This is a genomic window from Micromonospora sp. NPDC005215, assembly GCF_040607915.1.
In the GTDB taxonomy this organism is placed as follows: Bacteria; Actinomycetota; Actinomycetes; order Mycobacteriales; family Micromonosporaceae; genus Micromonospora.
In genome coordinates this window covers 1-24,779 of record NZ_JBEXHQ010000074.1, presented here as the reverse complement: position 1 = coordinate 24,779, position 24,779 = coordinate 1, and the positions used below count along the sequence as shown (strand labels likewise).

The window sequence follows — 24,779 nt, the reverse complement described above, 5'->3', positions numbered from 1 at the left end:
CAGCAGCGGCGGCACGTAGTCCACACCCGAGATCACCCCGTTGGCGATGGACGGTGCGGCGCCGAGCACCACCACGAAAAAGATCGCCTTCTCGCCCGCCAACTCCCACACGCAGCCGACGGCGGGTCGACGTACCTCCACGAAGTGGGCCGGGTCCTCGTCCGGGCAGTCCAGCGCCGGCTGCCCGGCAGCGGCGACCCGGACCTCCACCGCGTTGTCCCACACCCAGGTGTACGCCAGCAGGTAGGCGCCGCTGTCCGCGCCCCGGTGCAGCACCACCCACCCGGCGGCCGGGGTGCCGTCGTCGACGATGTCGACAAGCAGCAGGGGCAGGTGGTCGTACGCGGCCTTCTCCACCTCCGGTTCGATCGGCCGCTCCGGCTGGTCTATGTGGTAGCGCTTGAGGTGCCGGCCGTCCACCAGCACCGGTCCGGGCGTACGCAGTTCCTTGTCGCGAAATGCCATGCCGGGACGGTAGGACCGGTCCCCTGACAACTAGTGTCAGTGAAGTGCGGGCTTCTCGACTCCTCTCACTGCTCCTACTGCTCCAGCAGCACGGCCGGCTGACCGCGGCACAGCTCGCCGAGCGGCTGACCGTCTCCCCCCGCACGATCTACCGGGACGTGGAGTCGCTGCACGCCGCCGGCATCCCGCTGTACGGAGAGGCCGGGCACGCCGGCGGCTACCAACTGGTCGACGGCTGGCGGACCCGGCTGACCGGGCTCACCACCGAGGAGGCCGACCGGTTGTTCCTGGCCGGGCTGCCCGGCCCCGCCGACGAGTTGGGCTACGGCGACGTGGTGGCCGCGCTGCGACTCAAGCTGCACGCCGCGCTCCCCGCTCCCCTGCGCGACCGGGCCGCCCAGCTCCAGCAACGCTTCCACCTGGACACTCCCGGCTGGTACGCCGACGGCGACGCATCCCCCGAGCTGACCCGCACGGCCGAGGCGGTCTGGCGGCAGCACCGCATCGAGGTGCGCTACCGCGGGTGGAACGGCGAGGTGACCCGGGTGCTGGAGCCGTACGGCCTGGTGCTCAAGGGTGGCCGTTGGTATGTGGTGGCCGACCAGCCCGGCCGAGGCGCTCCGGCGACCTACCGGGTCAACCAGATTCTCGCGCTGACGCCGCTGCCGCAGGAGTTCGTCCGACCGGCCGACTTCGACCTGCCGGCCTGGTGGCGGGCGCACGTGGTGCGGTTCCGGGCCCGCCTGCACCGCGACGAGGCCACCGTCCGACTCTCCCCCGCCGGTCGGCAACGGCTGCGCGAGATCGGCAGCGATCCGGTGGTGACCGCGATGGACGCCAGCGCCGAGCCTCCGGACGCGCGCGGCTGGGTGACAGCGGTGCTGCCGATCGAGTCGCTCACCCACGCCCACGGCGAGTTGCTGCGCCTCGGTGCCGACGTCGAGGTGCTGACCCCGGTCGCGCTGCGCGACCGCCTGGCCGCCACCGCCGCCGGCCTCGCCGCGCTCTACGCGCCAGACTGAACAACTACTGGTCATCCACACCGCGGGGCTGGCCCGCACGTTGCTCTACCTGGGTGACGCCTGCGCCGCGCTCGGCGACCGGGCCGACGCGCGGCGGCACTGGGCGGACGCGGCGACGGTGGCCGAGGAGGCCGCCGACGAGCAGGGCTGGCCGCCGCCGACGCTCGCCTGGAGGACGACGCCGTCGACCGCGTGACGTAGGTCGCTCGGGTTGGTCGGTGGCACCGGTCTGGGAGACTCTGTGGTCGTGGATGCGCTCTCGGTACGGGGACTTAGCCGCAACTTCGGCGACCTGGTCGTGCTCGACGACGTGAGTTTCACGCTCCCGGCGGGCCGGATCGCGGTGGTGCTGGGCCCCAACGGCAGCGGCAAGACCACCCTGCTGCGCTGTGTGGTGGGCGCCGACCGGCCGGACGCGGGCGAGGTGCTGGTGCAGGGCCGCCGGGCCGACGAGACCGACCCGCAGGTACGGGCGCTGGTGGCCGCCGCCCTCGACGACATCGACTTCTTCCCGGACCTGTCCGTGGTCGAGCACCTGGAGCTGGTCGCGTACGCCCACGGGAGCAACGCCGAGCCCGTCGAGGAGGTGCTCGCCGAGTTGGGTCTGGAGCCGGCCCGCGACCAGCTGCCGGTGACCCTGTCCAGCGGGCAGCGCCGCCGGCTGGCGCTGGCCTCGTGTTTCGTTCGGCCACGCCGGGTGCTGATCCTGGACGAGCCGGAGCAGCGCCTCGACGTACGCGGGCGACAGTGGCTGGCCGAGCGGCTGTTGCGGGAACGTGACGCCGGCACCGCCGTGCTGCTGGCCTCGCACGACCCGGAGCTGATCGACGCGGTGGTCGACGAGCGCATCGAGATCGGCCGGTGAGCGCCCCGCCGGTCACCATCGCCGACACGCCGACCGGGGTGCCCACCGCTCGGCAACTACGTGCCCACCTGCGCCGCGCCCGCAGCCGACACCACGATCACTCCCTCGGCGACGTGCTGGGCGACGCGTACGTCATCGTCCTGTTCGTGGGCATGTACGGCTGGTTCGCGATCAGCGCCAGCCGCGACCTGCTGGATTCCCCGACGGTCGGGCAGTCGGAGCCGGGGGTGCGCTGGTGGCTGGCGCTCGCCGCGCTGCTGGCCGGCGCCGGCCTGGCCTGGCGTGGCCTGCGCGCGCTCGGCCCGCTGCTTGTCACCCCGGCCACGCAGAGCTGGGCGACCAGCGCGCCGGTCGACCGGCGGGCGTGGCTGGCGCCGCGGTTCGGCATCCTGCTGGTCGGTGCCGCGGTGGGCACCGCGGCGCTCGGGTTGGCCGTGGCGGCGCTCGGCGGGGTCGGCGATCCGGCGGCGCTGGGCTGGGCGGCGGCGGCCGGCGCGGGGTGGGGTGCGGCCGCGCTGGCACTCAGCGTCGTCGCCCAGAGCAGCCGGGCGGGGCGACGGTGGCCGGCGGTGGCCGGCACGGCGCCGATGGTGCTGGCCGCCGTCCTCACCGCCGCGGTGGTGCTCCTCGGTCACGTCGGTGACGGGCTGCCCCGGCCGGCGGCGACGCCGACCGTCGCGCTGTTCGCCCTCGCGGTGCCCCTGGCGGGCCTGGGCACGATCCGCGCGGTGCGGGCGCTGCCCCGGGTCGACCGGGCCACGCTGACCACCGGCGCGCAGTTCGCCAACGCCGCCGCCACGGCCACGATCCTGCTCGATCCGAGCCTGCTCACCGGCCTGGTGGAGAGCCGGCGGTGGCGTCGGATCGGCCGGGTGCGCAGCCGCCGGTTCCGGCCCGGCCCCGCCTGGTGGGCGTTCCTGCAGGCGGACGTGCGCCGGTTGCGCCGCCACCCGAGCGCCCTGCTGCTCTGGGCGACGCTGGTCGGCGTGCAGTACGCTGCCGCGCTCGCCCTGCCCGGGTTGGCCGGGGCCGCGCAGGTGGTGTTCGCGTACCTCGCCGCCAACCGGCTGACCGGCGGCCTGCGGTCGGTCAGCCGCTCACCCGGACTGCGCCGGGCACTGGGCGGCAGCGACGCCCTGCTGCGAGGGATCCACCTCGTGGTGCCGGCCGTCGGCGCGGGACTGTGGTGGTTGCTGACCCTGCCGACCGTCGAGCCGGGGCCGTCCTGGCTGGGGCCGACGCTGGCGCTGGGAGTGGTGGCCGCGGCGTTCCGGTCCGGCACCCGCCCGCCGATCAACTACGGTGGCGCGACGGTCAACACGCCGTTCGGCATGATCCCGGTCGACCTGATGCGCCAGGGCTCGCGCGGGCCGGCGCTGCTCGCCGTGCTGGTGCTGGTGCAGCTGTTCCTGGGGTGACCACCGGACGGTCGGGTGCCGGGGTCAGGCGGGCCGCCCACGGCGGCGGAGAACGGCGGCGATCTCGGCGACGCCCTCCTCGATCTCGGTCGTCGTGCGGGCCGCGTAGCCGAGGACCAGGCCCGGTCGGTACGGCCGCTGGCAGTGCCAGGACAGGGGCTGCACCTTAACCCCACGGGCCAGCACCGCGGCGGCCAGGTCGGTGTCCGCCCCGGCCTCGTCCAGCGTGATCATCAGGTGCAGCCCGGCGGCGGCGCCGTGCACTGTCGCCGCGGGCAGGTGCCGGGCCAGCGCGGCGATCATCGCGTCCCGCCGCCGGATGTGCCGGCGGCGCAGCAGTCGCAGGTGCCGTTCCAACGCTCCGCTGCTCATCAGCTCGGCCAGCACCAGTTGCGGCAGCACCGCGTTGCCCAGGTCGGCGTTGCGTTTGGCGGCGACCACCGCCGCGCGCAGTTGTGCCGGCACGAGCAGCCAACCGACCCGAAGCGCCGGGGCGAGCAGCTTGGACACGCTGCCGGCGTAGCAGACCTGCTCGGGCAACACGCCGCGCAGCGCCGGCACCGGAGGTCGGTCGTAGCGGTGCTCGGCGTCGTAGTCGTCCTCGATGATCAGGCCGCCGGCGCGGGCCCAGTCGACGAGTTGGCGGCGGCGATCGCCGTCGAGCACGACGCCGGTCGGAAACTGGTGCGCCGGGGTGAGCAGCACGGCGCGCGCACCGCTGGCGACCAGCTGGTCGACCCGGATCCCGGCGTCGTCGACAGCGATCGGCGGGGTCCGGACCCGCCAGTTGTTCAGGTGCTGTCGCACGCCGAGCGAGCCGGGGTCCTCGACCGCGACGCGGTCGACGCCGGCCGAGCCGAGCGCCTGGGCGAGCAGACCGAGCGCCTGGGACACGCCGGCCACGATGATCACCTCGGCCGGGTCGACGGCGATGCCCCGGCTGCGGGCCAGCCAGGCGGCCACTGCCCGGCGCAGCACGGGCGCGCCGCACGGGTCGCCGTAGCCGAGGTCGGCCGCGGCGAGGCGGCGCAGCACTGTCCGTTCGGCGCGCAGCCAGTCGGTGCGGGGAAAGGCGGTCAGGTCGGGTACGCCGGGCGTCAGGTCGATCGTCGCGCTCGCCGCGCGTACCGCGTCGAAGATGTCGCTGCCCGGAGCCGGCGGGAACAGTGCGGCCGGGGGTGGCACGGGGGCCGGGGCGGTCACCGGCGCGGCGGGCGCGGCGACGACCACAGTGCCGGCCCGGCCCCGGCCCGCGACGTGCCCCTCCTCGGTCAGCCGCTGGTACGCCTCGGTGACCACGCCCCGGGAGACGCCGAGATCGGCGGCGAGCACCCGGGTGGGGGGCAGCCGCGCACCGGCCGGCACCCGCCCGTCGGCGATGGCCTGACGCAACCGGTTGGTCAGCCAGTCGGCCCGCCCGCCCGGCGGCGCGTCGGCGATGGTCAGGTGCAGAAAATCCGACCCCGCCGTTATGGACCTGTCGGATGCCCTCGGTTTGGCTCTGCTCATCGGGCCATCCTGGCAGCAGAGTGAAGACGGGACCGCCCCACCAGACCCATCGGAGGACGACCGTGACCATTGCCTTCCTGGTCACCACGCTGGTCGTGGTGGTCACCCCGGGTACCGGGGTGTTCTTCACCCTCTCCGCCGGACTGTCCCGGGGCGCCCGAGCCGGCGTGCTGGCCGCGTTCGCCTGCACGCTGGGCACGCTGCCGCATCTGCTGGCGGCGATGACCGGGCTGGCCGCGCTGTTGCAGACCAGCGCGGTGGCGTTCGACATCGTCCGGTACCTCGGGGTCGCTTACCTGCTCTATCTGGCCTGGTCCACCGCACGCGACCGCAACGCCTTCACGGCGACGACCGACGCCGCACCCCGCTCGGCGACCCGGGTGATCATCTCTGGCGTGGTGGTCAACCTGCTCAACCCGAAGCCGACGCTGTTCTTCGTCGCGTTCCTGCCCCAGTTCGTCGGCACCACCACAGTCGGCTCGACCCGGGCGATGCTCGCCTGCGGCGCGGTGTTCATGCTGCTCACCTTCGTGGTGTTCAGCGGCTACGGCATCTTCGCGGCCCGGGTGCGGGACCGGGTGCTGACCCGACCCCGCGTGACCGACTGGCTGCGTCGATCCGTCGCCGGCACGTTCGTCGCGCTCGGCGTGACGCTCGCCCTCACCCAACGATAGGAGTGCCGTGCAGTTCGAGCATTCGGCGCGGTTGCGCGCCGCGTACCCCGATCTGGTCGCCGGCGTAATCCACGCCACCGGCATCACCGCCACGGCCGACGTGGCGCGGCGGACGGCCGGCTACCTGGCCGTCGCCCGCAGGCGGTTGGCCAGCGGGGCCGAGAGCGGCTTTCCGGAGATCCAGGCGTGGCGGCGGGCGTACGCGGCGATGGGGTTGCAGCCCACCCGGTACCGGTGCGCGGCGGAGGCGCTGCTGCGCCGGCTGCGCCTGGACGGCGAGTTGCCCCGGCTCCACCCGCTTGTCGACCTGTGCAACGCCGTCTCGGCCGCGTACGCCATCCCGATCGCCGCGCTCGACCTGGACCGGACCGACGGTGACCTGGTGGTCCGACCCGCGCGCGGCGACGAGGAGTACCAGACCTTCGCCGGCGACACCGAGCATCCCGACCCGGGCGAGGTGACCTTCGCCGACACCGCCGGGCGGGCACACGCCCGGCGCTGGACGAACCGGCAGAGCGGTTGGTCCGCCGTGCGGGCCGGCACGTCGTCGGTGCTGATCGTCGCCGAGGCGCTGCACGCCGAGGCCGAACCGACAATGACCCGCCTGGTCGCCGCGCTGGTGCGGGAGGTGACCGACGGGTGGTCCGCGCCGACGGCCAGCGCGGTGCTGACCGCCGCCACGCCCCGCTTCAGCGCCACGACCTCCGGCGGCGATGTTGGTCAGGCGGTGTCGCCGGGGACCAGGTGACGGTAGCCGGGGATCGTCTCGCCGAACCAGTTGGCGACGCTGGCCAGGCCGCGCTCGTTGAGCTGCGCGTCGTGGATCGGGTACGCGGCGGCGGCGCCCACGGCACCGGCGAACCGGATCGCCTCGTCGAGGCGCAGCCACGACCCCTGGGCCGGGACGAGCACTGTGTGCACCGGCTCGTCGGGCACGTGCAGCGCGTCGCCGGGGTGGTAGAGCCCGTCGCCGATCAGGTAGCCGAGGTTGGGGCAGTCCGGTTGACCCTCGTGGATGGCGGCGTGCCGGCCGCCGTGGGCGCTGACCTCGATGCCGGCCGCCGTGAAGCGTTGCCCGGCGCGGACCCGGGTCACCGGCAGCGGCGCGAGATCCGGCAGTTGGGCACCCTCCGGGGCGTACACGGGGACGCCCAGGCCGGCCAGGCGCAGCACGTCCACGTGGTCGGTGTGTTCGTGGGTGACCAGGACGGCGTCCGCGCCGACGAGGGCGCGCGGCTCGCTCCACGTCCCCGGGTCGACGACCAGCACCCCGCCGTCGTGCTCGACCCGGACACAGGCGTGCGTGAATCGGGTGATGCGCATCCGGTGACGGTACGCCCGGGGACCGCGACCAGTGGCGATCAGGTCGGCCCGGCCGGGGTGGTCCCGGCCGGTCAGCGCGGTTCGCTCGCGGCCGTCCGCAGGATGTAGCGGAACTGCGCGGCGAACGCCGCCAGCGCGACCACCACCCCGGCCGGGATCGCGAACGCGTGCCCGGCCCCGGCGAGGCCGGTCAGCAGGGCGACCCCGAGCCCGATCAGCAACGCGTTGACCGCGCCGACAAGTGCGGCAGTGGTGAGCATGAACTCCCACCGCCCACGCTCGATGCCCACCAGGGACCAGGCCGACCGCATGGTGCCCTCGTCCGTCACGGCGTCGGCGAAGAAGTCGTGCTGGTCGGCGAACCGGTGGTGGTAGTAGGCGCGGATGCGCTGGATCCGCCACAGGTCCAACGAGTTCTCCACTGTCGTCTCGACCAGCCGCAGGAAGGTCAGCAGCCCGATGACCACCAGGGTCGGCAACACCGCGCCCAGGTAGGGCCGGACCAGTTTGTCGTTGCTGGCCACGAAGCCCAGCCCGATCAGGGCGGCCGACAGGACGGACAGGTAGATGGTGGCCCGGCCGGTGGACTCGGCGATGGTGCCGGAGCGGGCGGTCTCCAACGCGAAGTGCTCGGTGGTCAGGGCGGTCAGCAACGCCTGCTCGCGTTCGCTCTCGTTCATCCGACCCCACCGTCCGCAGTCGCACGACCCCGTTACCGTCACCCTATGAGCGGTGGTGACGGTCCGGCCGGCGAACCCGCCGGTCCTGTTCGGGACAGCAAGCGGTAGAGCCGGCACGTATCCTCCGCATTCTGGTGATTTGTGGGCGGCGGTGGGCCGACCGACGAGGAAAGGGGACCGGATGCCCGAGTGGGCTGGTCGGGGCGGGCGGCAACGACGCGCCTTCGTCGTCGGTGGGGCACTGCTCGGGGTCGCCGTCGTCATGCTGGTGGGCGCCTGGCGCAGCACCGGCTTCCTCAGTGACCTGCTGCTCAACCTCGGTGCCAGCGTCGTGCTCGCGGCCATCTCGTACGTCATCTTCGACCCGCTGTTCGAGGAGGCCCGCAAGGCGCGGGTGCAGGAGCACCTGAGCTTCGACCAGCAGGCGTTCGTGACCCGGCTGCACCGCTCCGGCCGCCGGGTGCGCATCCTCGACACCTGGACGATCCTGCTGGAGCAGCGGCACCGCGAGGAGACCCTGAGCGGGATACGGGCGGCGCTCGCCAACGGCGCCCAGGTGCAGCTGCTCCTGCTCGATCCGGACTGCACCGCCGCGCAGCAACGCTCCGAGGAGCTGGAACGGCAGCGGGTCGACGTGCCCCGGCAGATCCGCACCAACCTGCGCCACCTGGCCGCGTTCACCGACGCCCTCGACTCCCGGTTACGACAGCGCCTACAGGTCCGGCTCTACGACGCGTCCCCGTCGATCCAGCTCTACCAGTGGGACGGCCGGGCATTGATCTCGTTCTTCCCGATCGGGAAGCTGTCGTTCAACGTCCCCCAGCTCGAGGTGGACATGGACAGCCCGTGGGGCGGGTTCGTGCACGCCCGGTTCGAGGAGTTGTGGGAGCACGAACAGGCCACCCTCAACCTGGAGCGGTACTGGTCGGTCGTGGTCACGCTGCGCCACGACGACTCGGACGTGGTCGAGGTGCGCGTGCCGTACGTGACGGTGGACGGGCAGCACCACGTCGACTGCCGTGGGTTCCGGGTGACCGGGCCGCTGACCGTGCGCGCCATGCTGCCGCCCCGCGCGCCCGGGGCGTCCCCCGCGGTGTTCGCGCTGGCGGAGCCCGCCGACGGCGACCACACACCGGCCGAAACCGTGAAACGGCACTTCGACCAGAAGTACGGGCACGACGACGGGCAGCGGGCGATCTACCGGTTGGTGCCGCCACCGGGCAGCTCTCGTCCCCCGGCACCCCGCCCGGCAGCGGCCGGCGACACCCACGGACGGTGACCCCCAGCCCCACCGGTCGGGCCGGCGCGCGAAACAATGGCGGTCTCGCCCCGAACGCCAGGAGGACCGGCCACATGTCGCCCAGCACCGCACCGCCGCCCGGGTCGGCGCAGCTGCGCGCCGACTGCGGACGCTGCTTCGGCCTGTGCTGCGTGGTGCCCGCGTTCGCCCGCTCGGCGGACTTCGCCATCGACAAGCCGGCCGGGCAGGCCTGCCCCAACCTGCGCCCGGACCACCGCTGCGGCATCCACACCGAGCTGCGGCAACGCGGGTTCCCCGGCTGCACGGTGTTCGACTGTTTCGGGGCCGGGCAGCAGGTCGCCCAGGTCACGTTCGGCGGACGGGACTGGCGCGACGCGCCGGAGACGCTGCCGGCCATGGCGGAGGCGTTCGCCGTGCTGCGACCCCTGCACGAACTGCTCTGGTACGTCACCGAGGCGCTGGCGCTGCACCCGCCGGCCGACCTGCGCGACGAGCTGACCCGGGCCCGCGCCGAGACGGCTGCACTCACCGAGGGTGACCCCACGCACCTGCGCGCGGTGGACGTCGCCGCGCACCGGGACCGGGTCAACCCGCTGTTGTCCCGGGCCAGCGACGCGGCCCGGTCCCCCGGGGGCGCCGACCACCGGGGCGCGCACCTGCCCGGCGTCGATCTGCGCCGGGCCGACCTGCGCCGGGCCAACCTGCGCGGGGCGCTGCTGATCGGCGCCGACCTGCGCGGCGTCGACCTGAGCCTGGCCGACGTCACCGGCGCGGACCTGCGCGGGGCCGACCTGCGCGGCACCGACCTGCGGCGCACCCTCTTCCTGCACCGGTCCCAGCTGGACGCCGCCCGGGGCGACGTGCGCACCGGCCTGCCGGCGACCCACACCCGGCCAGCGCACTGGACGGCGCTGCCGCTCACCCCGGTCCGCCAGCCGTCCCCATCCACCGCCTCCACCGGCCGCCGCCGACGGCGCTGAGCGCGAGGTTTCGGCCGGGACGACGCCGGGTAGCCAGCGCCGACGCGGACCGGCATCGACGGGGGGCACGGCGTGGGCTACCGAAAGCGCGACGGTGAGCTGCCGGGCGACCCGCAGCACAGCGAGGACGAGGCCGGCCAGGTGCCGTTGGTGCAGGTCGAGGCGGACACCGAGGTGCCCGCGCCGGCGGACACCGACGTCCGGCCGGACATCGTGACCGAGCCCGACAACTCGGGTGTCGCCGGTGGTTCGTCCGGCAGCAGCGGCGGCGGGTCGAGCATGCCGGGACACCCCGACGCGACCCGCTGACCCGGGCTCAGCTGCTGGTCAGCGCGGCCCGCGCCTCGGTCATCCCCTTGTTGGCGAGCCCGTCGGCCCGCTCGTTCTCCGGGTGACCGTTGTGCCCCTTGACCCACAGCCAGGTGACCTCGTGCCGTTCGCAGGCCGCCTCCAGCCGCTGCCACAGGTCGGCGTTCTTCACCGGCTGCTTCGCGGCGGTCCGCCAACCGTTGCGCTTCCAGGACGCCAGCCAACTGGTGATGCCGTTGCGCACGTACGTGCTGTCGGTGTGCAGCTCGACGGTGACCGGCCGGTTCAGGCTCTCCAACGCCTGGATGGCCGCCATCAGCTCCATCCGGTTGTTTGTGGTCGGCGTGGCCTCGCCACCGCACAACTCCCGCTCGTGGTCGCCGTAGCGCAACAGGGCACCCCAACCGCCCGGCCCGGGGTTGCCACTGCACGCCCCGTCGGTCCAGATCTGCACGCCCCTGCCGGCCGCCGCGTCCACCATGCCCGGCAACCTACCGGGCGGTGACGCCGGGGCTGCCGCTCGGGGCCGGCGCGTCGGCACGCGACACCGAGGTCGCGTCAATCACACGCCGGGGCGTCCTGCCCCACATCTGGGGCAGCTCTACAGGCGCTGGAGGAGATCAGGCCGGTCGGCGCGGCGCGCGGCGCGCTACCCGGCGCCGGGAGTTGTGCCGGGCTTCGCGCCGACCGCGTCGCCCACCACCGGGGGCGGGACCGCCGGTGCGGGGCGGCTCGGGCGCAGCCGGTCGCGGACGCGGTGTGCCGCGTCGCCGGCGGTGGCGGCGATCATCGGCAGCAGCCGGGTGGAGTTCATGATCGCGGCCTCCTCGGCCGGGGTGGTGCCGCCGTCGAGGAAGCGCAGCACCCGCTCGGCCGGGTTGCGGTCGAAGAGCCGGTCGAAGAACTCCGGACCGCCGACCCCGCCCCGGTCCAGCGCCCGCAGGGCCACCGCGTCCATCCAACGGTGCCGGCGCGGATACGCCGCCTGCGGCACCGGCGGTCGGCCCGCCGCGAGGGCACGGGCCACCTGGTCGGCCTGGCGGTACATGGCGGAGAACGTGAAACCCGTGGAGGGGCGGGTCGCGCCACCGGCCGTACCGAGCCGGACCACCCGGGGCGAGGGCCGGGCCGGGAACGGCGCGTCGGTCATCGGGATCACCCCGTTCTCCACCTCGCGCACCCGCAGCCCGGCCGGGTCGAGCCCGAGCAGGTCCCGGTAGCCGGCCAGCGCCGCGTCGTACCCGGCGTCGGTGAGCAGGTCGGGCGAGAACTCCGTGTACTCGACAAGGGCGTACCTGTCGCTCACCGGCAGCACGTACCCGAAGGAGACGCCCCGGCGTGGCTGCGGGGTGCGGAAGTCCATCAGCACCGCGCGGGCCGGGTCGAAGACGGGCCGCTCGGCCGCCAACCACCAGCCGCGGAAGTGCTGCAACCAGGCGGTACGCCCCGCTCGCGCCGGTGGGCGGGGGCGGGAGTCGAGCACCCAGGCGGCCCGCACGGTGTGCCCGCCGCCGGTGCGCACCAGCACCCGAGTGCCGTCGTCGGTCACCGTCTCGGCGGGTGCGACGATCCGGGTGGCGTCCAGTCGGCGCTCGGCTGCGGCAGCCCGGTCGTAGACCGGGCCGGAGCGGAGCATGGCGTACCGCAGCGGGGTCAGGTCCAGGACGCGGCGCCGGGCCGTCGTCGCCACCTCGACCTGCCGCCAGCTCGCGCTGAGCAGCGGGTCCAGGTCGGTGCCCGGGTGGCCCCAGAACGCCCAGGTGCGGTCCTGACCGCGCCGGCGGACCGGATCGACGACGGCGATGCGCAGGCCCCGGACGCCGTGCCGGTCCAGCGCGGCGAGCAGCAACGACGCCGCTCCGCCACCGCCGAGCAGCGCGAGGTCGACATCGAGCGGCGCGGAATCGGTCACCGCACCACGCTGCCACACCCCCGCGCCCGGTCGCGCGCCGCCACCCGACGCAGGTGCATTTGCGCCGTCCTCGGAAATACCTCGTCCACCGACCCAGCGGGCGGACACGTGACGGCAACGAGGATTTCTCATTTTCACCTGATCGAGGACCCAACCCACCTAGTGTTGGGCACACCGGTGCTAGTCACGGAGTTGGCCACCCGAACGACGTCCCACGCAGTCAGCGGACGAAAAGTGAGGGAAGACGCGTATGAAGGTCTCAACAGCACTCTGCTCGGCGGCGCTCGGCGTGGGCCTCGGCACGCTCCTGCTGCCAGGCGCCGCACTGGCCGACACGACGGTGTCACCGGCCACCACCCCGGTCGGTGGCACCGTCGTGCTCACGGCGACGACCTGCAACCCGAAGTCGGGTGACGCCCTCTTCCGGGTCACCGGCCCCAACCGCGACCAGAACGTCCGAAGCACAACGGCCGCCGCCGGCGGCGGGCTGAGCGCCGAACTCTTCACCGCCGGGTTCACCCTGGGCACGTACACGGTGGCGGCGACCTGCGGCGACGGCAGCTCGGCCGGCACCGCGACGTTCACCGTCACCCCGATCGGCGGCGCACCGGCCGGCTCCGGCGGTGACAGCCGCGACACCGGCGCTCTGGCCGCTGGTGGCACGCTGCTCGGCACCGCCCTCGCCGGCGCGGTGGTCCTGATCCGCCGGCGACGCCCGGTGTCCACTGTCGCCTGATCGGCGACTGCTCCATCCCTGAGGACGGGTGCCCGCGCCGGTGACACCGGCGCGGGCACCTCGACGATGCCCTACGGAGGTGTGCCCACGTGTGGTGGCGGCGGACCCTACCGGCCGTGGTGGCCCTGCTCGGTGTGAGCGGGCTGGGACTGATCACCGTCGGCCTCACCGCCGACCCGACGCGGCCACCACGACCGCCGGCCGACGCGCCGAGGCGCACCCACCCCGCACCGGACCTGGCGCCGCTGCCCCGCGCCGCGCCGGTCCGGGTGCGGATTCCCGCCATCGGCGTACGCGCCGAGGTCGTCCCGGTCGGCGCGAACGCCGCCGGGGTGCTGGAGGTGCCACCACTGGATCGGCCCACCCTCGCCGGCTGGTACCGGCACGGAGTCAGCCCCGGCGAAACCGGCAACGCGGTCCTGGTGGGACACGTCGACTCCCCCGCCGGACCGGCGGTCTTCTTCGACCTCGGTCGGCTGCGCAGCGGCGCGCAGATCCAGATCACCCGTGCCGACGCGCAGGTCGCCACGTTCACCGTGGACGACGTCCGCGCGTACCCGAAGGAGCACTTTCCCACCACGCTGGTCTACGGCCCGGCGGACGCCGCCGGACTACGCCTGATCACCTGCGGCGGCCGGTTCGACGCCACGACCGGCAACTACGTCGACAACGTCGTCGTCTTCGCCACCCGCACCGCCTGAGCACTGTCGCCCGCCTGTCGGGGGCCGGACCCTGCTCGGCAGAATGCGGTGGCACCATCCCTGCGGACACCGTGACCGGGGCGGTGCGCGGGCGACGGGGGAGGCCACACGGTGGATCAGCGACCGGTACGGGATCGGGCGGGTCGAGGCGTACGCGCGCTGGCCCGTCGACTGCTCGGCCGGGCCGAGGGCGACTCCCCCACCCCACGCCGGTCCAACCCGGACGCGGTCGTCGACTGCGCCGTCTACGTCGACGGTCGGCGCGAGCCCGACCAGCGGCACTACGCCGACGCGTACGCCCGGGCGCGGCACGGCCGCAACGCCTTCGTGTGGCTGGGCCTGCACGACCCGGGGCCGGCCGTGCTCGCCGCGGTGGGCCGGACCTTCGGCCTCGACGAACTGACCGTCGAACAGGCGCTCGCCGACGGGCACCGGCCCACAGTGCAGCGGCACGGGCCGGTCACGCTGCTGGTGCTGCGCACCGCCGGGTACGTGGAACACGACGAGCTGACCGACACCTCCGAGGTGATCGACACCGGGGACGTGATGGTGCTGCTCGGAGACCGGTTCGCCATCACCGTGCGGCACGGCGCCGCCGGGGCGCTGCGCAGCGTCCGCGCCGACATCGAGCGCCGTCCCGCGCTGCTGGCCGCCGGGCCCTGGGCGGTGGCGTACGCGGTCTGCGCCCGGATGGTCGACTCCTACCTGGAGGTGGCCGGGCACGTGGAGCGGGACCTGGAACGGGTCGAGGAGGCGGTGTTCGCCCGTGACCGCAGTGCCGACATCCAGCACATCTACCAGCTCAAACGGGAGGTGGTGGAGTTCAAACGGGCGGTGCTGCCGTTGCAGGCGCCGATGCGGACGCTGCTCGACCCCGACGGCCCACCACGCGTCCTGCACCGCTGGTTCGTCGACGTGGACGGCCGGCTGAGCCGGGCCGTCGACCGGGTCGCCGCGTACGACGACCTGCTCACCTCGATCGTGCAGTCCCGGTTGGCGCAGCTCGCCGTCGAACAGAACAACGACATGCGCAAGATCGCGGCGTGGGCGGCCATCGCGGCCACCCAGACCGGCCTCGCCGGCATCTACGGCATGAACTTCGACCACATGCCCGAGCTGGCCTGGCGCTACGGCTACGCCGGCGCCCTCACCCTGATGGCCGTGGTCGCCCTGGCCCTGTACCGCCTGTTCCGCCGCTCCGGCTGGCTCTGACCACTCCCCCGCCGCGGGGCGTGCGGCACCGGGCGGGCAACGCTAACCTCGCACCCGTGATGTGGCAGCGGTACGTGGCGATCGGCGACAGCACCACCGAAGGGCTCGACGACCCGGACGACGCGGGCGGCTACCGGGGTTGGGCCGACCGGTTCGCCCTGGCGGTGGCCCGCGCCCAGGGCGGCGGCCTGGAGTACGCGAACCTCGCCATCCGTGGCCGGACCACCGCGCAGATCCGGGCCGAGCAGCTCCAGCCCGCCCTCGACCTCGCACCCGACCTGGCCACCGTGGTCGCCGGCATGAACGACGTGCTGCGCCCCTCCTTCGACGCGGACCAGGTCGCTGGCGATGTCGCGGCGATGCAGCGGGCACTCGTCGGGCAGGGCGCCACCGTGCTGACGTTCACGATGCCGGATCCCGCCTCCGTGATGCCCCTGGCCCGGCCGCTGCGGGGTCGGATGCTCGCCCTCAACGAGGCGATGCGGGTCGCCACCGCGCAGACCGGCGCCTCCCTTGTCGACCTGGGCGCCCTCCCGGTCGCCTCCGACCCCCGGCTGTGGAGCGACGACCGGCTGCACGCCAACAGCGCCGGGCACGAGCGGATCGCCGCCGCGCTGGCGTACACCGTCGGTCTGCCCGGGTTCGACGACTCCTGGAAGGTCCCGTTGCCGCCCGCGCCGATGCGGCGCCGCGCCGAGGTGCTCGGCGCCGAGCTGGCCTGGACCCGCCGGCACCTGCTGCCCTGGCTGGTTCGGCACCTGCGCGGCCGGTCGTCCGGGGACGACCGGGTCGCGAAACGGCCGGTGCCCCTGCCGGTGGCGCTGGGCCGGTGACGGCCGGCCGCCTGCCCTGATTCCCGCGCCGGCGGCCAACTCTGCCGTAGGATGACCCTGGCGTCGTCCTACGCCGCACCTCCCTCCTGGCGCTCACGCCGCCGGCCACGCGGAGGCAAAGGGGGCCTGGAGCCCTCGGGACGTGGTGCCACATGCCCCACTCCGGCGGGGTCGGCGGGAGCGTGAGTCGCGGCGACCGTGCCGTTGACCGGGAGCATGTGATGACCAACCAGAGATCGTTCAAGGCCCGGGTTCGGACCCGGATGGAGAAGACCGGCGAGAGCTACACCACGGCCCGCCGGCAGCTGATCAATCGAGCCACCACGCAGACCGCGTCGCCGTCCGCGGCACCCGCCGCCCTGCCGCCCGCCGGACCCGCCGCCGCGCAGACCGAGCGGATCACCGACGATCTGATCCGCGCTCGGACCGGCCTCGGCTGGGCCGAGTGGTTCGCCCTGCTCGACGCAGTGGGCGCCACCGAGCGCCCGCACACCCAGATCGCCCGTCACCTGGTGGTCGAGCACGAGGTGCCGGGTTGGTGGGCACAGACCATCACCGTCGGGTACGAGCAGGAACGCGGCCTGCGCGCGCCCGGTCAACGGCGCGGGGGCGGCTTCGAGGCCAGCGCCAGCCGGACGATGGCGGTGCCGGCGACGCGGCTGTTCGAGGCCTTCGCCGACGAGACGGTACGCGCCCGTTGGCTTCCCGACGTCGAGGTGCGCGTCCGCACCGCCACCGCGCCGCGCAGCTTCCGGGCCGACTGGGCCGGTGGTCCCACCCGGATCGTGGTCGGCGTCGACGCGGTCGGCGAGTCGAAGGCCCGGGTCAGCATCCAACACGAGAAGCTGACCGCAGCCGAGCAGGCCGCCGAGCTGAAGGCGTACTGGCGGGAGCGGCTCGCCGCGTTGAAGGCACTGCTCGAGTCGAACGGAGACCACCGATGACAATGACATTCATCAACCTGCCGGTGCGCGACCTGACCACCGCCGCCGAGTTCTACCAGGCGCTCGGCTTCACCAGCGACCAGGCCGAGCCGGAAGGCGACAGCATGGCGCTCACCATCTCCGACAACACCCGGCTGATGCTGCACCTCCGCTCGGCCTTCGAGGCGTACACCGGGGTCGCCACCACGGACACCGCGACCAGCCGGGAGGTCATCGTCGGCCTGTCGGCGCGGAGCAGGGAGCAGGTCGACGAGCTGGTCGACCGGGCCGCGGTCGCCGGCGGGGAGGCGCTCGGGCCGGGGACGGCCAACGGGCCGATGTACATGCGCGGGTTCCGGGACCTCGACGGCCACCAGTGGTCGTTCCTGCACCTGGCCGGCTGACCGTGCCGCCCGGCGGCGGCCGAAGGAGGCCGCCGCCGGGAGCGCTTCGTCGATTCGGGTGACTACTCCCGGCGTCGGGTCAGCAGCACCAGCGCCGCCACGAGGTACGCCCCGGCGGCCAGCGCGAACGCCACCGCGTTGCCGGCCGCCGTGGCGAGCAGGCCGTAGCCGGCGTACGTCACGATGATCAGCACGTCGGTGGCCATCCCGGCCAGGGACGTGACGGTGGCGCGGCTGGTGCCGGTGATCCGGGCCTGGAGCCGCGCATCGGCAAGCACGGTGGCCAACTGCGCCGCGCCGAAGGCCACCGCGAGCAGCACGAACCCCGCCGGGTGCCGGAGCAGGGCACCGCCGGCCAGCGCGACGCCGACCAGCGCCAGCAGTGCGGCGTACCCTCGGCTGCCCAGCCGCTCCCCCGCCGGGGCGAGCAGCCCGCCGACGGTCACCCCGGCCCAGAGCAGCAGGAGCAGCAGGGGTACGGCCTGCGCCCCGACGCCGGTGTCCAGGGCCAGCAGCGGGGTGTACTCGTCCAGGGCACCCCAGTCGGCGGCGACCACGGCCACCAGCAGCACGGCGGCCCGTACCGGCGGACGAGTGCGGACCTGCGCCACTCCGGCCCGCAGCGTGTCCCACCACCCCAGGTCACCGTCGTCGTCCGGGTTCGCGGGCGGGACAGTGTCCGGCTCGTCCGGCCGGGGTGGTGCGGCACCCACCGGCCGAGCGGCCATCGCCGACTCGGCGACCGGGACGGGCTCGGCGGCCGGCGTGCGGTGCTCCGGAAACCGGGTGGCGACGATGCTGGCGAGCAGGCAGGCGAGCACGCTGGCCGCGCCGACCGCCGGGTACCCGCCGGCCGCGAGCACCGGGCCGGCGAGCACTCCGGAAAGCACCACGCCCAGCACACCCGCCGTCCGCGCCCGGCCGAGCACCCGGGCGTACCGGCCGACCGCGCCAAGCCGGTCCAGTTCGGTCCAGACCAACGCCTCCAGGGCACCGGAGACCAGTGCTCCACCAGCGCCCCAGAGCAGGAAACCGACAGCGAACGCCGGGTACGACGGCACCAGCACCCAGAGCGCAAACCCGGCGGCGGCCACCAGCGGGGCAAGGCACAGCAGCAGCCGGCGGGACACCACGTCGGCCCACGCGCCGGAGGGCACCTCGAACAGGATGCCGGCCGCCGACCAGATGACGAAGAGCGAGGAGATCTGCCCCACCGACAGCCCGGTGTCGGCGAAGAACACCACGTACAGCGGGTAGAGCAGCACAAGGTCACTGAGGAACGCGTACCCGTAGAGGGTCGCCGTCAGCCGACGGACCGCCGGATCGGACACGCGCGAAGCGATGGGGATCATGGGGCCTTCCCGTGGGAGTGGAGACGGACACCGGACGTGCGGTGTCCGTGGTGGCCCACGGGATCGGCCGACGCTGCTGGATCAATGTCGCCAGGTCATGCCCGCGATGCTAGACAACCCGCACGGCTGCGGCCAGCGCTTTCGGCGTGCCGGGCGAGCGAGGCGGGGCGGGGGCGGGGCGGACAACGCGAGGCGGGGCGGGATCAGATCGATCCCGCCCCGCGCCGTACCGCTGTGTCAGCGCCGGTCCACCGGCGGAATGACAGTGGTGGTCTCACTGTCGTCGCTGGTGCGCTGCCCGGGCACCGCGCGATCGGTGCCGCCCCGGACCACCTGGGTCGCGTCGGGGTCGGCACCGGTGCCCACCGCCTGCGTGACGTCCGAACCGGCCGAGCCGCTGACCACCTGGGTCGTGTCGTCGGTCCCGGAGGGCCGGGCCGGAGTCGACGTCGGCGTCGTATCGCCGTCGAGGGCACCGCGACCGACCACCTGGGTGGTGTCGGAGCTGACCGGGAAGTGTACGACCTGGGTGGCCTCCGGGTCGGCGGGCCGGGTCACCACCTGGGTGGCGTCGGAGTCGGCCGGCCGGGTCACCACCTGGGTGGCGTCCGCGTCGCTGGCGGTGGTCGACACGCGGGCCAGCTCGGCCTCGGCGTCGCGGCGACCGGCCCGGTACGTCTGGGCGTGCTCGGCGATCAGCTGCGACTCCCGCTCGGCGCGGGTCAGCCACGACTCCCAGCGACTCTGCATCGGACGGATCAGACCACCGCCGACACCGACGACGAGGATGCCGCCGATCGTGGCCAGCACGGCGATCAGCACGGGCGTGGTGACCGCGGTGGCCACCCCGATCTGGTTCAGCGCGGCGATGACGCCGAGACCGAGGATGAACACCGAGGCGATGGTGGCCAGCACCCGGCCGTACGACAGCCCGCCGAGCGCGCCACTGATGATGTCCTTGACGGCGTTGGCGATGGCGGCGGCGACCACGACGATGACGATCGCGACGAAGGCTCGGGGCAACCACGAGATCACCGCGGCGAGCAGGTCGGAGATCGGGTTCGGCCCCCAGATGCCGAAGGCGAGCTGGAGGGTGAACAGCAGCACCGCGTAGTAGACGAGCTTCGCGACGATGTCGCTGGCGTCGTACCGGGAGCGACTCAGCGCCCGACGAATGCCGCCGCGTTCGACGGCGCGGTCGAAGCCGACCCGCTCCAGGACCTTCTCCACGATCTTCAACACGGCCTTGGCGATCAGCCAACCAGCCACCAGGATCGCCAGGAAGGCGACGGCCTTGGGCAGGAAGAGCATCACCGAGCGGAGGGCGTCGCCCACCGCGTCGCTGACGTTGTCACTCATCTGGTCATTCCTTTACGCGCAGCCGGGGATGGTCAGTCCCCGACCTACCCTCGACCCGACGTGGGGAAACGCCAGCCACTGACGGCCCGATCAGCTGGATCATGGGCTCGGCCCTCTAGCGCGCGGGCGAGTCCTGGCAATATTCTCCGGAGTGCGTGCGGCCACTGGAGCTACTTTTCATCCCCCGCCGTCGGCCGCAGGAGGAGATGTCATGCACGTCGACCATTCCGAAGTGGACCGCCGGACACTGCTGCGGGCCGGTCTCGGCGCCGCCACTGTCGCCGTCGTCGGGAGCGAACTCGCCTTCCCCGCCACGGCACAGGCCGCGCCCGGCACCGACCTGGACTGGATCATCAGCTGTGACGAGTGGGCCGCCCGCCCGCCGAAGGACCCGCTGTCGGTGAGCGCCATCGCCACCAACAAGATCATCGTGCACCACATGGCGTTCCCCAACGTCACCGACTACTCCCGCGAGCAGGCGGTCAAGCTGGCCCACGACTGCCAGAACCTGCACATGGACGGCAACGGCTGGTCGGACACCGGCCAGCACTTCACGGTGAGCCGCGGCGGCTACGTGCTGGAGGGCCGCCGGGGCAGCCTGGAGCGCCTCGAAGCCGGCGACCGACAGATGATCTCGGCGCACTGCCCCGGCGAGAACGGCAGGGCCATCGGCATCGAGAACGAGGGCACCTACGTCACCGAGACGCCGCCGAAGGCACTGACCGACTCGCTGGTCACGCTCTGCGTCGCGATCTGCCGGCAGTACGGGCTGCACGCGTACGACATCTTCGGCCACTGGGACTTCCGCACGACCGAGTGCCCGGGGGCGGCGTTCTACCGGCAGTTCCCCGAGCTGCGGCGGCGGGTCCACGCAGCCCTCGGCACCAAGCTCGGTGACGTGCCCGCACGTCGCTGGCCGGACCTGTGGCGCTTCGTCAACTCCCCCTCGGTCCGGGTGGTGCAGCACCTGCTCGCGTACCGGGGCTACCCGGTGACCGTCAGCGGCACGTTCGACGCCGCGACGGTGGCGGCCGTGCAGGACTGGCAGGCCCGCAACGGCATTCCGGTGGACGTGGACGCCACCCTCACCACGCCGACCTGGGAGACGCTGGTCCCGGAACTCGACAAGCACGCCACCGGCGCGCCGGTCACGGCCGTGCAGGAAATCCTCGCCACCAAGGGGTACGCGGTCACCGCGACCGGGGCGTACGACCATTCCACCCGGGCAGCCGTGCAGGACCTGCAGGCGCTGCACGGCCTGCCCCGCAACGGCAAGCTCAGCACGAGCACGTGGTGCACTGTCGTCGGCGGGTCCGTCCGCCAGTCGTTCCAGCACCGCTGAGCGGTGGTGGCGGTGCGGGTATTTCCGCACCGCCACCTGGCCGGGCCGGTTTCGGGCGCGGCGCGGGCGGAAAGACTGCCGGTATGAGATGGGCCCGTCGAGCCGTACCCGCCGTCGCCGCCGCCGTCGCGGCGCTCGCCGCGCGGGATCTGATCCAGCGCGACCACGCGTTGCTGCGCAACTTTCCGGTGCTCGGCCGCGCCCGTTACCTGTTGGAGGCGATCGGGCCGGAGCTTCGGCAGTACATCGTGGCCGGCAACGACGAGGAGCGGCCGTTCACCCGGGACCAGCGCCGCTGGGTGTACGCGTCGGCGAAGCAGGAGAACAACTACTTCGGCTTCGGCACGGACAACGACATCGAGCACACCCGCGGTTACCCGATCATCAAGCACCGCACGTTCGGCCGGGCGGTGCCGCCGTCGACCCCGACCGCCGGACACGACGTGCGGTTGCCCTGCGCGAAGGTGCTCGGCGCGGCCCGGGGGCGAGCCCGTGCCTTCCGCCCGGAGTCGGTGGTCAACATCTCCGGGATGAGCTTCGGATCGCTCTCCGGCAACGCCGTCACCGCGCTGAACAAGGGGGCCGCGCTCGCCGGCTGTCTGCAGAACACCGGCGAGGGTGGCCTGTCGCCGTACCACCGCAACGGCGGTGAGTTGGTCTTCCAACTCGGCACTGCGTACTTCGGTTGCCGGGACGAGCACGGCCGATTCAGCCTGGACCGACTGAAGGACCTGGTCGCCGGCGCACCCGTGCGGGCATTGGAGATCAAGCTGAGCCAGGGCGCCAAGCCGAGCCTCGGTGGGCTGCTGCCCGGGGCGAAGGTGTCCGCCGAGATCGCCGCCACCCGGGGCATCCCCGCCGGTTTGGACTGCGTCAGCCCTTCCCGGCACGCCGAGTTCTCCGACTGTGACAGCCTGCTCGACTGGGTGGAACTGTTGGCCACCGAGACGGGCCTGCCGGTCGGCATCAAGTCGGCAGTCGGCGACCTGGGCTTCTGGCGGGAGTTGGCGAACCTGATGCGCGACACCGGCCGGGGCGTGGACTTCGTGACGATCGACGGCGGCGAGGGCGGCACCGGTGCCGCACCGCTGATCTTCAGTGACTCCGTGTCGCTCCCGTTCCAGCAGGGCTTCTCCCGGGTCTACAAGGTCTTCGCCGAGCACGATCTGCACGAGCAGGTGGTCTTCGTCGGCGGCGGCAAACTCGGCCTGCCGGACAACGCCGTCGTGGCGTTCGCGCTCGGCTGTGACATGGTCAACGTGGGTCGCGAGGCGATGCTGGCGATCGGCTGCGTCCAGGCCCAGAAGTGCCACACCGACACCTGCCCGACCGGGGTGGCGACGCAGAACGCCTGGCTGGCCCGCGGCCTGGACCCGGCGTTGAAGTCGGTACGGGCGGCCAACTACCTGCGGACGTTGCGCCGCGACCTGACCAAGGTCGCCGAGGCCTGTGGCGTGGAGCACCCCGGCCTGATCAGCACGGACGCCGTGGAGATCCTGGACGGCCGCACCGGCTCCACCCCACTACACGAGGTGTACGGCTACCGGCCGGAATGGGGTCTGCCCTCGGCAGCCGACCAGGCGGAGATCGTTCGGCTGATGGCACCGGAGGCACCGCAGGGCGGCAGCGCCCCGCCGTCGGCCACCGCCGTCGGCTGACGCGCGCCCGAACCACACCCGACCCGGCCCGCGCCGGCCGGCACGGCGTGGTCTGGCCTGGGCTGGCACGGCCTGGCCTGGCCTGGGCTGGCCTGGCACGGCCTGGCACGGCATGCCCTGGCCTGGCCTGGCACGGCACGGCGGGGCCTCGCTTGGGCTGGCACGGCACGGCATGGCCTTGCTTGGGCTGGCACGGCACGGCATGGCCTCGCTTGGGCTGGCACGGCTGGCCTGAACTGGCCGGGCCTCTGGTTCGGGAACGGATCCCGGGGCCATGTTCCCGACGAGCGATACTCAGGTTCAAGGAGTCGTTGCAACACTGGTTTGTTGGATGGATTTTAGGTGATCGTTGAGGGCTTCTGCGGGGGTCTTCCAGCCGAGGGACTTTCGGGGACGGTTGTTGAGGGCGGCGGCGACGGCGTCGAGGTCGGTAGTGCTGTGTCGTGCGAGGTCGGTGCCCTTGGGGAAGTACTGCCGCAGCAGGCCGTTGGTGTTCTCGTTAGTGCCGCGCTGCCAGGGACTGCGGGGGTCGCAGAAATAGATTTCAATCCCGGTGTCCAGGCGTAGTCGCGCGTGTTGGGACATCTCCGTGCCCTGATCCCAGGTCAGGGAACGGCGCAGTTGCTCGGGCAGGGTGGTGATGCGCCCGGCGATCGCGTCGCGGACCGCTTCGGCGCCGTGGCCGGCCAGGGGCAGTGGGTTCTTCACCGGCGGTCCTTCGCCGTGTCCTTGCATGGGTGGCAGGTGCAGCAGCATCGTGAAGCGGGTGGTGCGCTCGACCAGGGTGCCTATCGCGGAGCGGTCCAGGCCGATGATCAGGTCACCTTCCCAGTGCCCCGGGACGGCACGGTCGTCGGCTTCGGCCGGCCGTTGACTGATCATGACGTCCGGGCTGAGGAAGTGTGTGCCTCGACGGCGGGTGCGGGCCTGCGGGACCCGCAGCGCCCGTCCGGTGCGTAGACATGCCGTCAGCTCCCTACGCAGCGCGCCGCGGCCTTGAACGTAGAGCGACTGGTAGATCGCCTCGTGCGAGATTCGCATCGACTCATCATCGGGGAAGTCCAGGCGAAGCCGGCGGCTGATCTGTTCCGGGCTCCACGCGGTGCCCCACCGGCGGTCAGCGCGGCGTCCGTGCCGGCGCCCCTTCCACGCCACGTTCGGGCCAGGAATCGGCCGCCCGTCGCCGTCGGTGATCATCCCGGCGAGTCGATGCTGGACGTAGTCGCGAAGCCGCTGATCCGCAGCAAGTTTGGCGACCTTCGGCCGGCGGCCACGACGCTCGGCATGCCACTGCGCGACCGACGCCCGATACTCCAGCCGAGCGCCACTGGTGGCAGCGTTACGGCGCAACTCCCGCGAGATCGTCGACGCATCCCGACCGGTAAGCCGGGCGATCTCCCGCACCCCTTTGTCCTGAGCCCTGAGCAGCGCGATCTCCTCCCGCTCGGCGAACGACAGATAACGACCCGACGGCGGCGTGAGACACACAGGCGGCATACCACCACCGTGACGGAACCACCGCGCCCCCACCGGCTGCGACACACCACACGCCAGCGCGGCATCCTCACTCGACAAACCCTCAGCGACGCGCCGCCAGAACTGCCGCTGAACATCCCGGGCGTTCAGATTCGGCCGCCCCGGTGACCGCATCGCCGACCGGCCCGTCACCGCAGTCACCCAACCCGGTGATCTCCCCATCCGCACACCCCTAGATCAAGGCGTTGCGACAACCACTTGAATTCGCCATATACCTCTGAGTCATATTTATGGGTCTTGTGTTGGATGTGTGGGTCGCCGGTGATCATCTTCCGGGGAGTTGGGGTTGGTGGCCGCCGAGGTTG

26 protein-coding genes are annotated in these 24,779 nt (G+C 73.1%); 17 read left to right on the top strand and 9 right to left on the bottom strand.

Annotation, left to right across the window (positions count from 1 at the left end):
* Positions 1-465, bottom strand: a 465-nt coding sequence (locus ABZU25_RS32735; protein WP_355033223.1) for a hypothetical protein, incomplete at its 3' end; no start/stop codon positions are given.
* 44 nt (positions 466-509) lie between these two features.
* Between ABZU25_RS32735 and ABZU25_RS32730 the strand changes: the two genes are divergently transcribed.
* Genes ABZU25_RS32730 through ABZU25_RS32715 form a run of 4 tightly spaced genes read left to right on the top strand, consistent with a single transcriptional unit; the run spans position 510 to position 3,770 of the window.
* Entirely contained in the window at positions 510-1,487 is a 978-nt protein-coding gene (locus ABZU25_RS32730; RefSeq protein WP_355033222.1) for a WYL domain-containing protein, read from the top strand.
* 40 nt (positions 1,488-1,527) lie between these two features.
* Positions 1,528-1,683, top strand: a complete 156-nt coding sequence (locus ABZU25_RS32725) for a hypothetical protein (protein WP_355033221.1) — start codon at positions 1,528-1,530, stop codon at positions 1,681-1,683.
* Between the two features lie 45 nt (positions 1,684-1,728).
* Positions 1,729-2,352 (top strand): ABC transporter ATP-binding protein, encoded by a 624-nt coding sequence (locus ABZU25_RS32720; protein WP_355033220.1) that lies wholly within the window; start codon positions 1,729-1,731, stop codon positions 2,350-2,352.
* Positions 2,349-3,770, top strand: coding sequence for a DUF6297 family protein (locus ABZU25_RS32715; RefSeq protein WP_355033219.1), 1,422 nt, complete (start codon positions 2,349-2,351; stop codon positions 3,768-3,770). The genes ABZU25_RS32720 and ABZU25_RS32715 overlap by 4 nt, the downstream gene beginning before the upstream one ends.
* 24 nt (positions 3,771-3,794) lie before the next feature.
* Here the strand turns inward: ABZU25_RS32715 and ABZU25_RS32710 are convergent, their stop codons facing one another.
* The gene (locus ABZU25_RS32710) at positions 3,795-5,279 is read right to left on the bottom strand and encodes a PLP-dependent aminotransferase family protein (protein WP_355033218.1); all 1,485 of its coding nucleotides are present in this window, start codon (positions 5,277-5,279) and stop codon (positions 3,795-3,797) included.
* Positions 5,280-5,341: 62 nt separating this feature from the next.
* Here ABZU25_RS32710 and ABZU25_RS32705 point away from each other — a divergent pair, with 62 nt between their 5' ends.
* The gene (locus tag ABZU25_RS32705; protein ID WP_355033217.1) at positions 5,342-5,953 is read left to right on the top strand and encodes a LysE family translocator; all 612 of its coding nucleotides are present in this window, start codon (positions 5,342-5,344) and stop codon (positions 5,951-5,953) included.
* A gap of 7 nt (positions 5,954-5,960) precedes the next feature.
* Positions 5,961-6,701 carry a phenylalanine--tRNA ligase beta subunit-related protein gene (locus ABZU25_RS32700; RefSeq protein ID WP_355033216.1) on the top strand — a complete coding sequence of 247 codons (741 nt, stop codon included), beginning with the start codon at positions 5,961-5,963 and terminating at the stop codon, positions 6,699-6,701.
* Here the strand turns inward: ABZU25_RS32700 and ABZU25_RS32695 are convergent.
* Together ABZU25_RS32695 and ABZU25_RS32690 are read right to left on the bottom strand one after the other, a co-directional pair.
* Complete coding sequence (locus tag ABZU25_RS32695) at positions 6,674-7,276, bottom strand: MBL fold metallo-hydrolase (protein ID WP_355033215.1); 603 nt, start codon at positions 7,274-7,276, stop codon at positions 6,674-6,676. The two genes, ABZU25_RS32700 and ABZU25_RS32695, sit on opposite strands and share 28 nt — an antisense overlap.
* A 71-nt stretch (positions 7,277-7,347) precedes the next feature.
* Positions 7,348-7,956 carry a hypothetical protein gene (locus tag ABZU25_RS32690; protein ID WP_355033214.1) on the bottom strand — a complete coding sequence of 203 codons (609 nt, stop codon included), beginning with the start codon at positions 7,954-7,956 and terminating at the stop codon, positions 7,348-7,350.
* A gap of 181 nt (positions 7,957-8,137) precedes the next feature.
* Here ABZU25_RS32690 and ABZU25_RS32685 point away from each other — a divergent pair, with 181 nt between their 5' ends.
* From ABZU25_RS32685 to ABZU25_RS32675, 3 genes are all read left to right on the top strand, one after another.
* On the top strand, positions 8,138-9,235 hold the full coding sequence (locus tag ABZU25_RS32685) for a DUF5919 domain-containing protein (protein WP_355033213.1): 1,098 nt from the start codon (positions 8,138-8,140) through the stop codon (positions 9,233-9,235).
* A 74-nt stretch (positions 9,236-9,309) separates the two neighbouring features.
* On the top strand, positions 9,310-10,197 hold the full coding sequence (locus tag ABZU25_RS32680) for a pentapeptide repeat-containing protein (protein ID WP_355033212.1): 888 nt from the start codon (positions 9,310-9,312) through the stop codon (positions 10,195-10,197).
* 72 nt (positions 10,198-10,269) lie between these two features.
* A complete protein-coding gene (locus ABZU25_RS32675) occupies positions 10,270-10,506 on the top strand; it encodes a preprotein translocase YidC (RefSeq protein ID WP_238648548.1) in 237 nt (78 codons plus the stop codon).
* A gap of 7 nt (positions 10,507-10,513) precedes the next feature.
* Here the strand turns inward: ABZU25_RS32675 and rnhA are convergent, their stop codons facing one another.
* Both rnhA and ABZU25_RS32665 read right to left on the bottom strand, forming a co-directional pair.
* Positions 10,514-10,987 carry a ribonuclease HI gene (rnhA, locus tag ABZU25_RS32670; protein WP_355033211.1) on the bottom strand — a complete coding sequence of 158 codons (474 nt, stop codon included), beginning with the start codon at positions 10,985-10,987 and terminating at the stop codon, positions 10,514-10,516.
* A 168-nt stretch (positions 10,988-11,155) separates the two neighbouring features.
* Positions 11,156-12,418: a lycopene cyclase family protein gene (locus ABZU25_RS32665; RefSeq protein ID WP_355033210.1), complete on the bottom strand. Its 1,263-nt coding sequence runs from the start codon at positions 12,416-12,418 to the stop codon at positions 11,156-11,158.
* 250 nt (positions 12,419-12,668) lie between these two features.
* Here ABZU25_RS32665 and ABZU25_RS32660 point away from each other — a divergent pair, with 250 nt between their 5' ends.
* The 6 genes from ABZU25_RS32660 to ABZU25_RS32635 all read left to right on the top strand — a co-directional run bounded on the left by ABZU25_RS32660 (position 12,669) and on the right by ABZU25_RS32635 (position 17,227).
* Complete coding sequence (locus ABZU25_RS32660) at positions 12,669-13,154, top strand: hypothetical protein (RefSeq protein WP_355033209.1); 486 nt, start codon at positions 12,669-12,671, stop codon at positions 13,152-13,154.
* A 116-nt stretch (positions 13,155-13,270) separates the two neighbouring features.
* Positions 13,271-13,855 carry a class F sortase gene (locus ABZU25_RS32655; protein ID WP_355033208.1) on the top strand — a complete coding sequence of 195 codons (585 nt, stop codon included), beginning with the start codon at positions 13,271-13,273 and terminating at the stop codon, positions 13,853-13,855.
* A gap of 111 nt (positions 13,856-13,966) precedes the next feature.
* Entirely contained in the window at positions 13,967-15,067 is a 1,101-nt protein-coding gene (locus ABZU25_RS32650) for a magnesium and cobalt transport protein CorA (protein WP_355033207.1), read from the top strand.
* Positions 15,068-15,126: 59 nt separating this feature from the next.
* Positions 15,127-15,900, top strand: a complete 774-nt coding sequence (locus ABZU25_RS32645) for an SGNH/GDSL hydrolase family protein (protein ID WP_355033224.1) — start codon at positions 15,127-15,129, stop codon at positions 15,898-15,900.
* Positions 15,901-16,121: 221 nt separating this feature from the next.
* Positions 16,122-16,844, top strand: coding sequence for a hypothetical protein (locus ABZU25_RS32640; RefSeq protein WP_355033206.1), 723 nt, complete (start codon positions 16,122-16,124; stop codon positions 16,842-16,844).
* Positions 16,841-17,227, top strand: coding sequence for a VOC family protein (locus ABZU25_RS32635; RefSeq protein WP_355033205.1), 387 nt, complete (start codon positions 16,841-16,843; stop codon positions 17,225-17,227). The genes ABZU25_RS32640 and ABZU25_RS32635 overlap by 4 nt, the downstream gene beginning before the upstream one ends.
* A gap of 62 nt (positions 17,228-17,289) precedes the next feature.
* Here ABZU25_RS32635 and ABZU25_RS32630 read toward each other — a convergent pair whose 3' ends face one another.
* Positions 17,290-18,579: an MFS transporter gene (locus ABZU25_RS32630; protein WP_355033204.1), complete on the bottom strand. Its 1,290-nt coding sequence runs from the start codon at positions 18,577-18,579 to the stop codon at positions 17,290-17,292.
* A 237-nt stretch (positions 18,580-18,816) separates the two neighbouring features.
* Positions 18,817-19,938, bottom strand: coding sequence for a hypothetical protein (locus tag ABZU25_RS32625; RefSeq protein WP_355033203.1), 1,122 nt, complete (start codon positions 19,936-19,938; stop codon positions 18,817-18,819).
* Between the two features lie 211 nt (positions 19,939-20,149).
* On the opposite strand from ABZU25_RS32625, the gene ABZU25_RS32620 reads away from it, so the two are divergent.
* The gene (locus tag ABZU25_RS32620; RefSeq protein ID WP_355033202.1) at positions 20,150-21,280 is read left to right on the top strand and encodes an N-acetylmuramoyl-L-alanine amidase; all 1,131 of its coding nucleotides are present in this window, start codon (positions 20,150-20,152) and stop codon (positions 21,278-21,280) included.
* Positions 21,281-21,363: 83 nt separating this feature from the next.
* A complete protein-coding gene (locus ABZU25_RS32615) occupies positions 21,364-22,938 on the top strand; it encodes an FMN-binding glutamate synthase family protein (RefSeq protein WP_355033201.1) in 1,575 nt (524 codons plus the stop codon).
* Between the two features lie 300 nt (positions 22,939-23,238).
* On the opposite strand, the gene ABZU25_RS32610 is transcribed toward ABZU25_RS32615, so the two are convergent.
* On the bottom strand, positions 23,239-24,636 hold the full coding sequence (locus ABZU25_RS32610) for an IS30 family transposase (RefSeq protein ID WP_355033200.1): 1,398 nt from the start codon (positions 24,634-24,636) through the stop codon (positions 23,239-23,241).
* Positions 24,637-24,779: the final 143 nt, after the last annotated feature.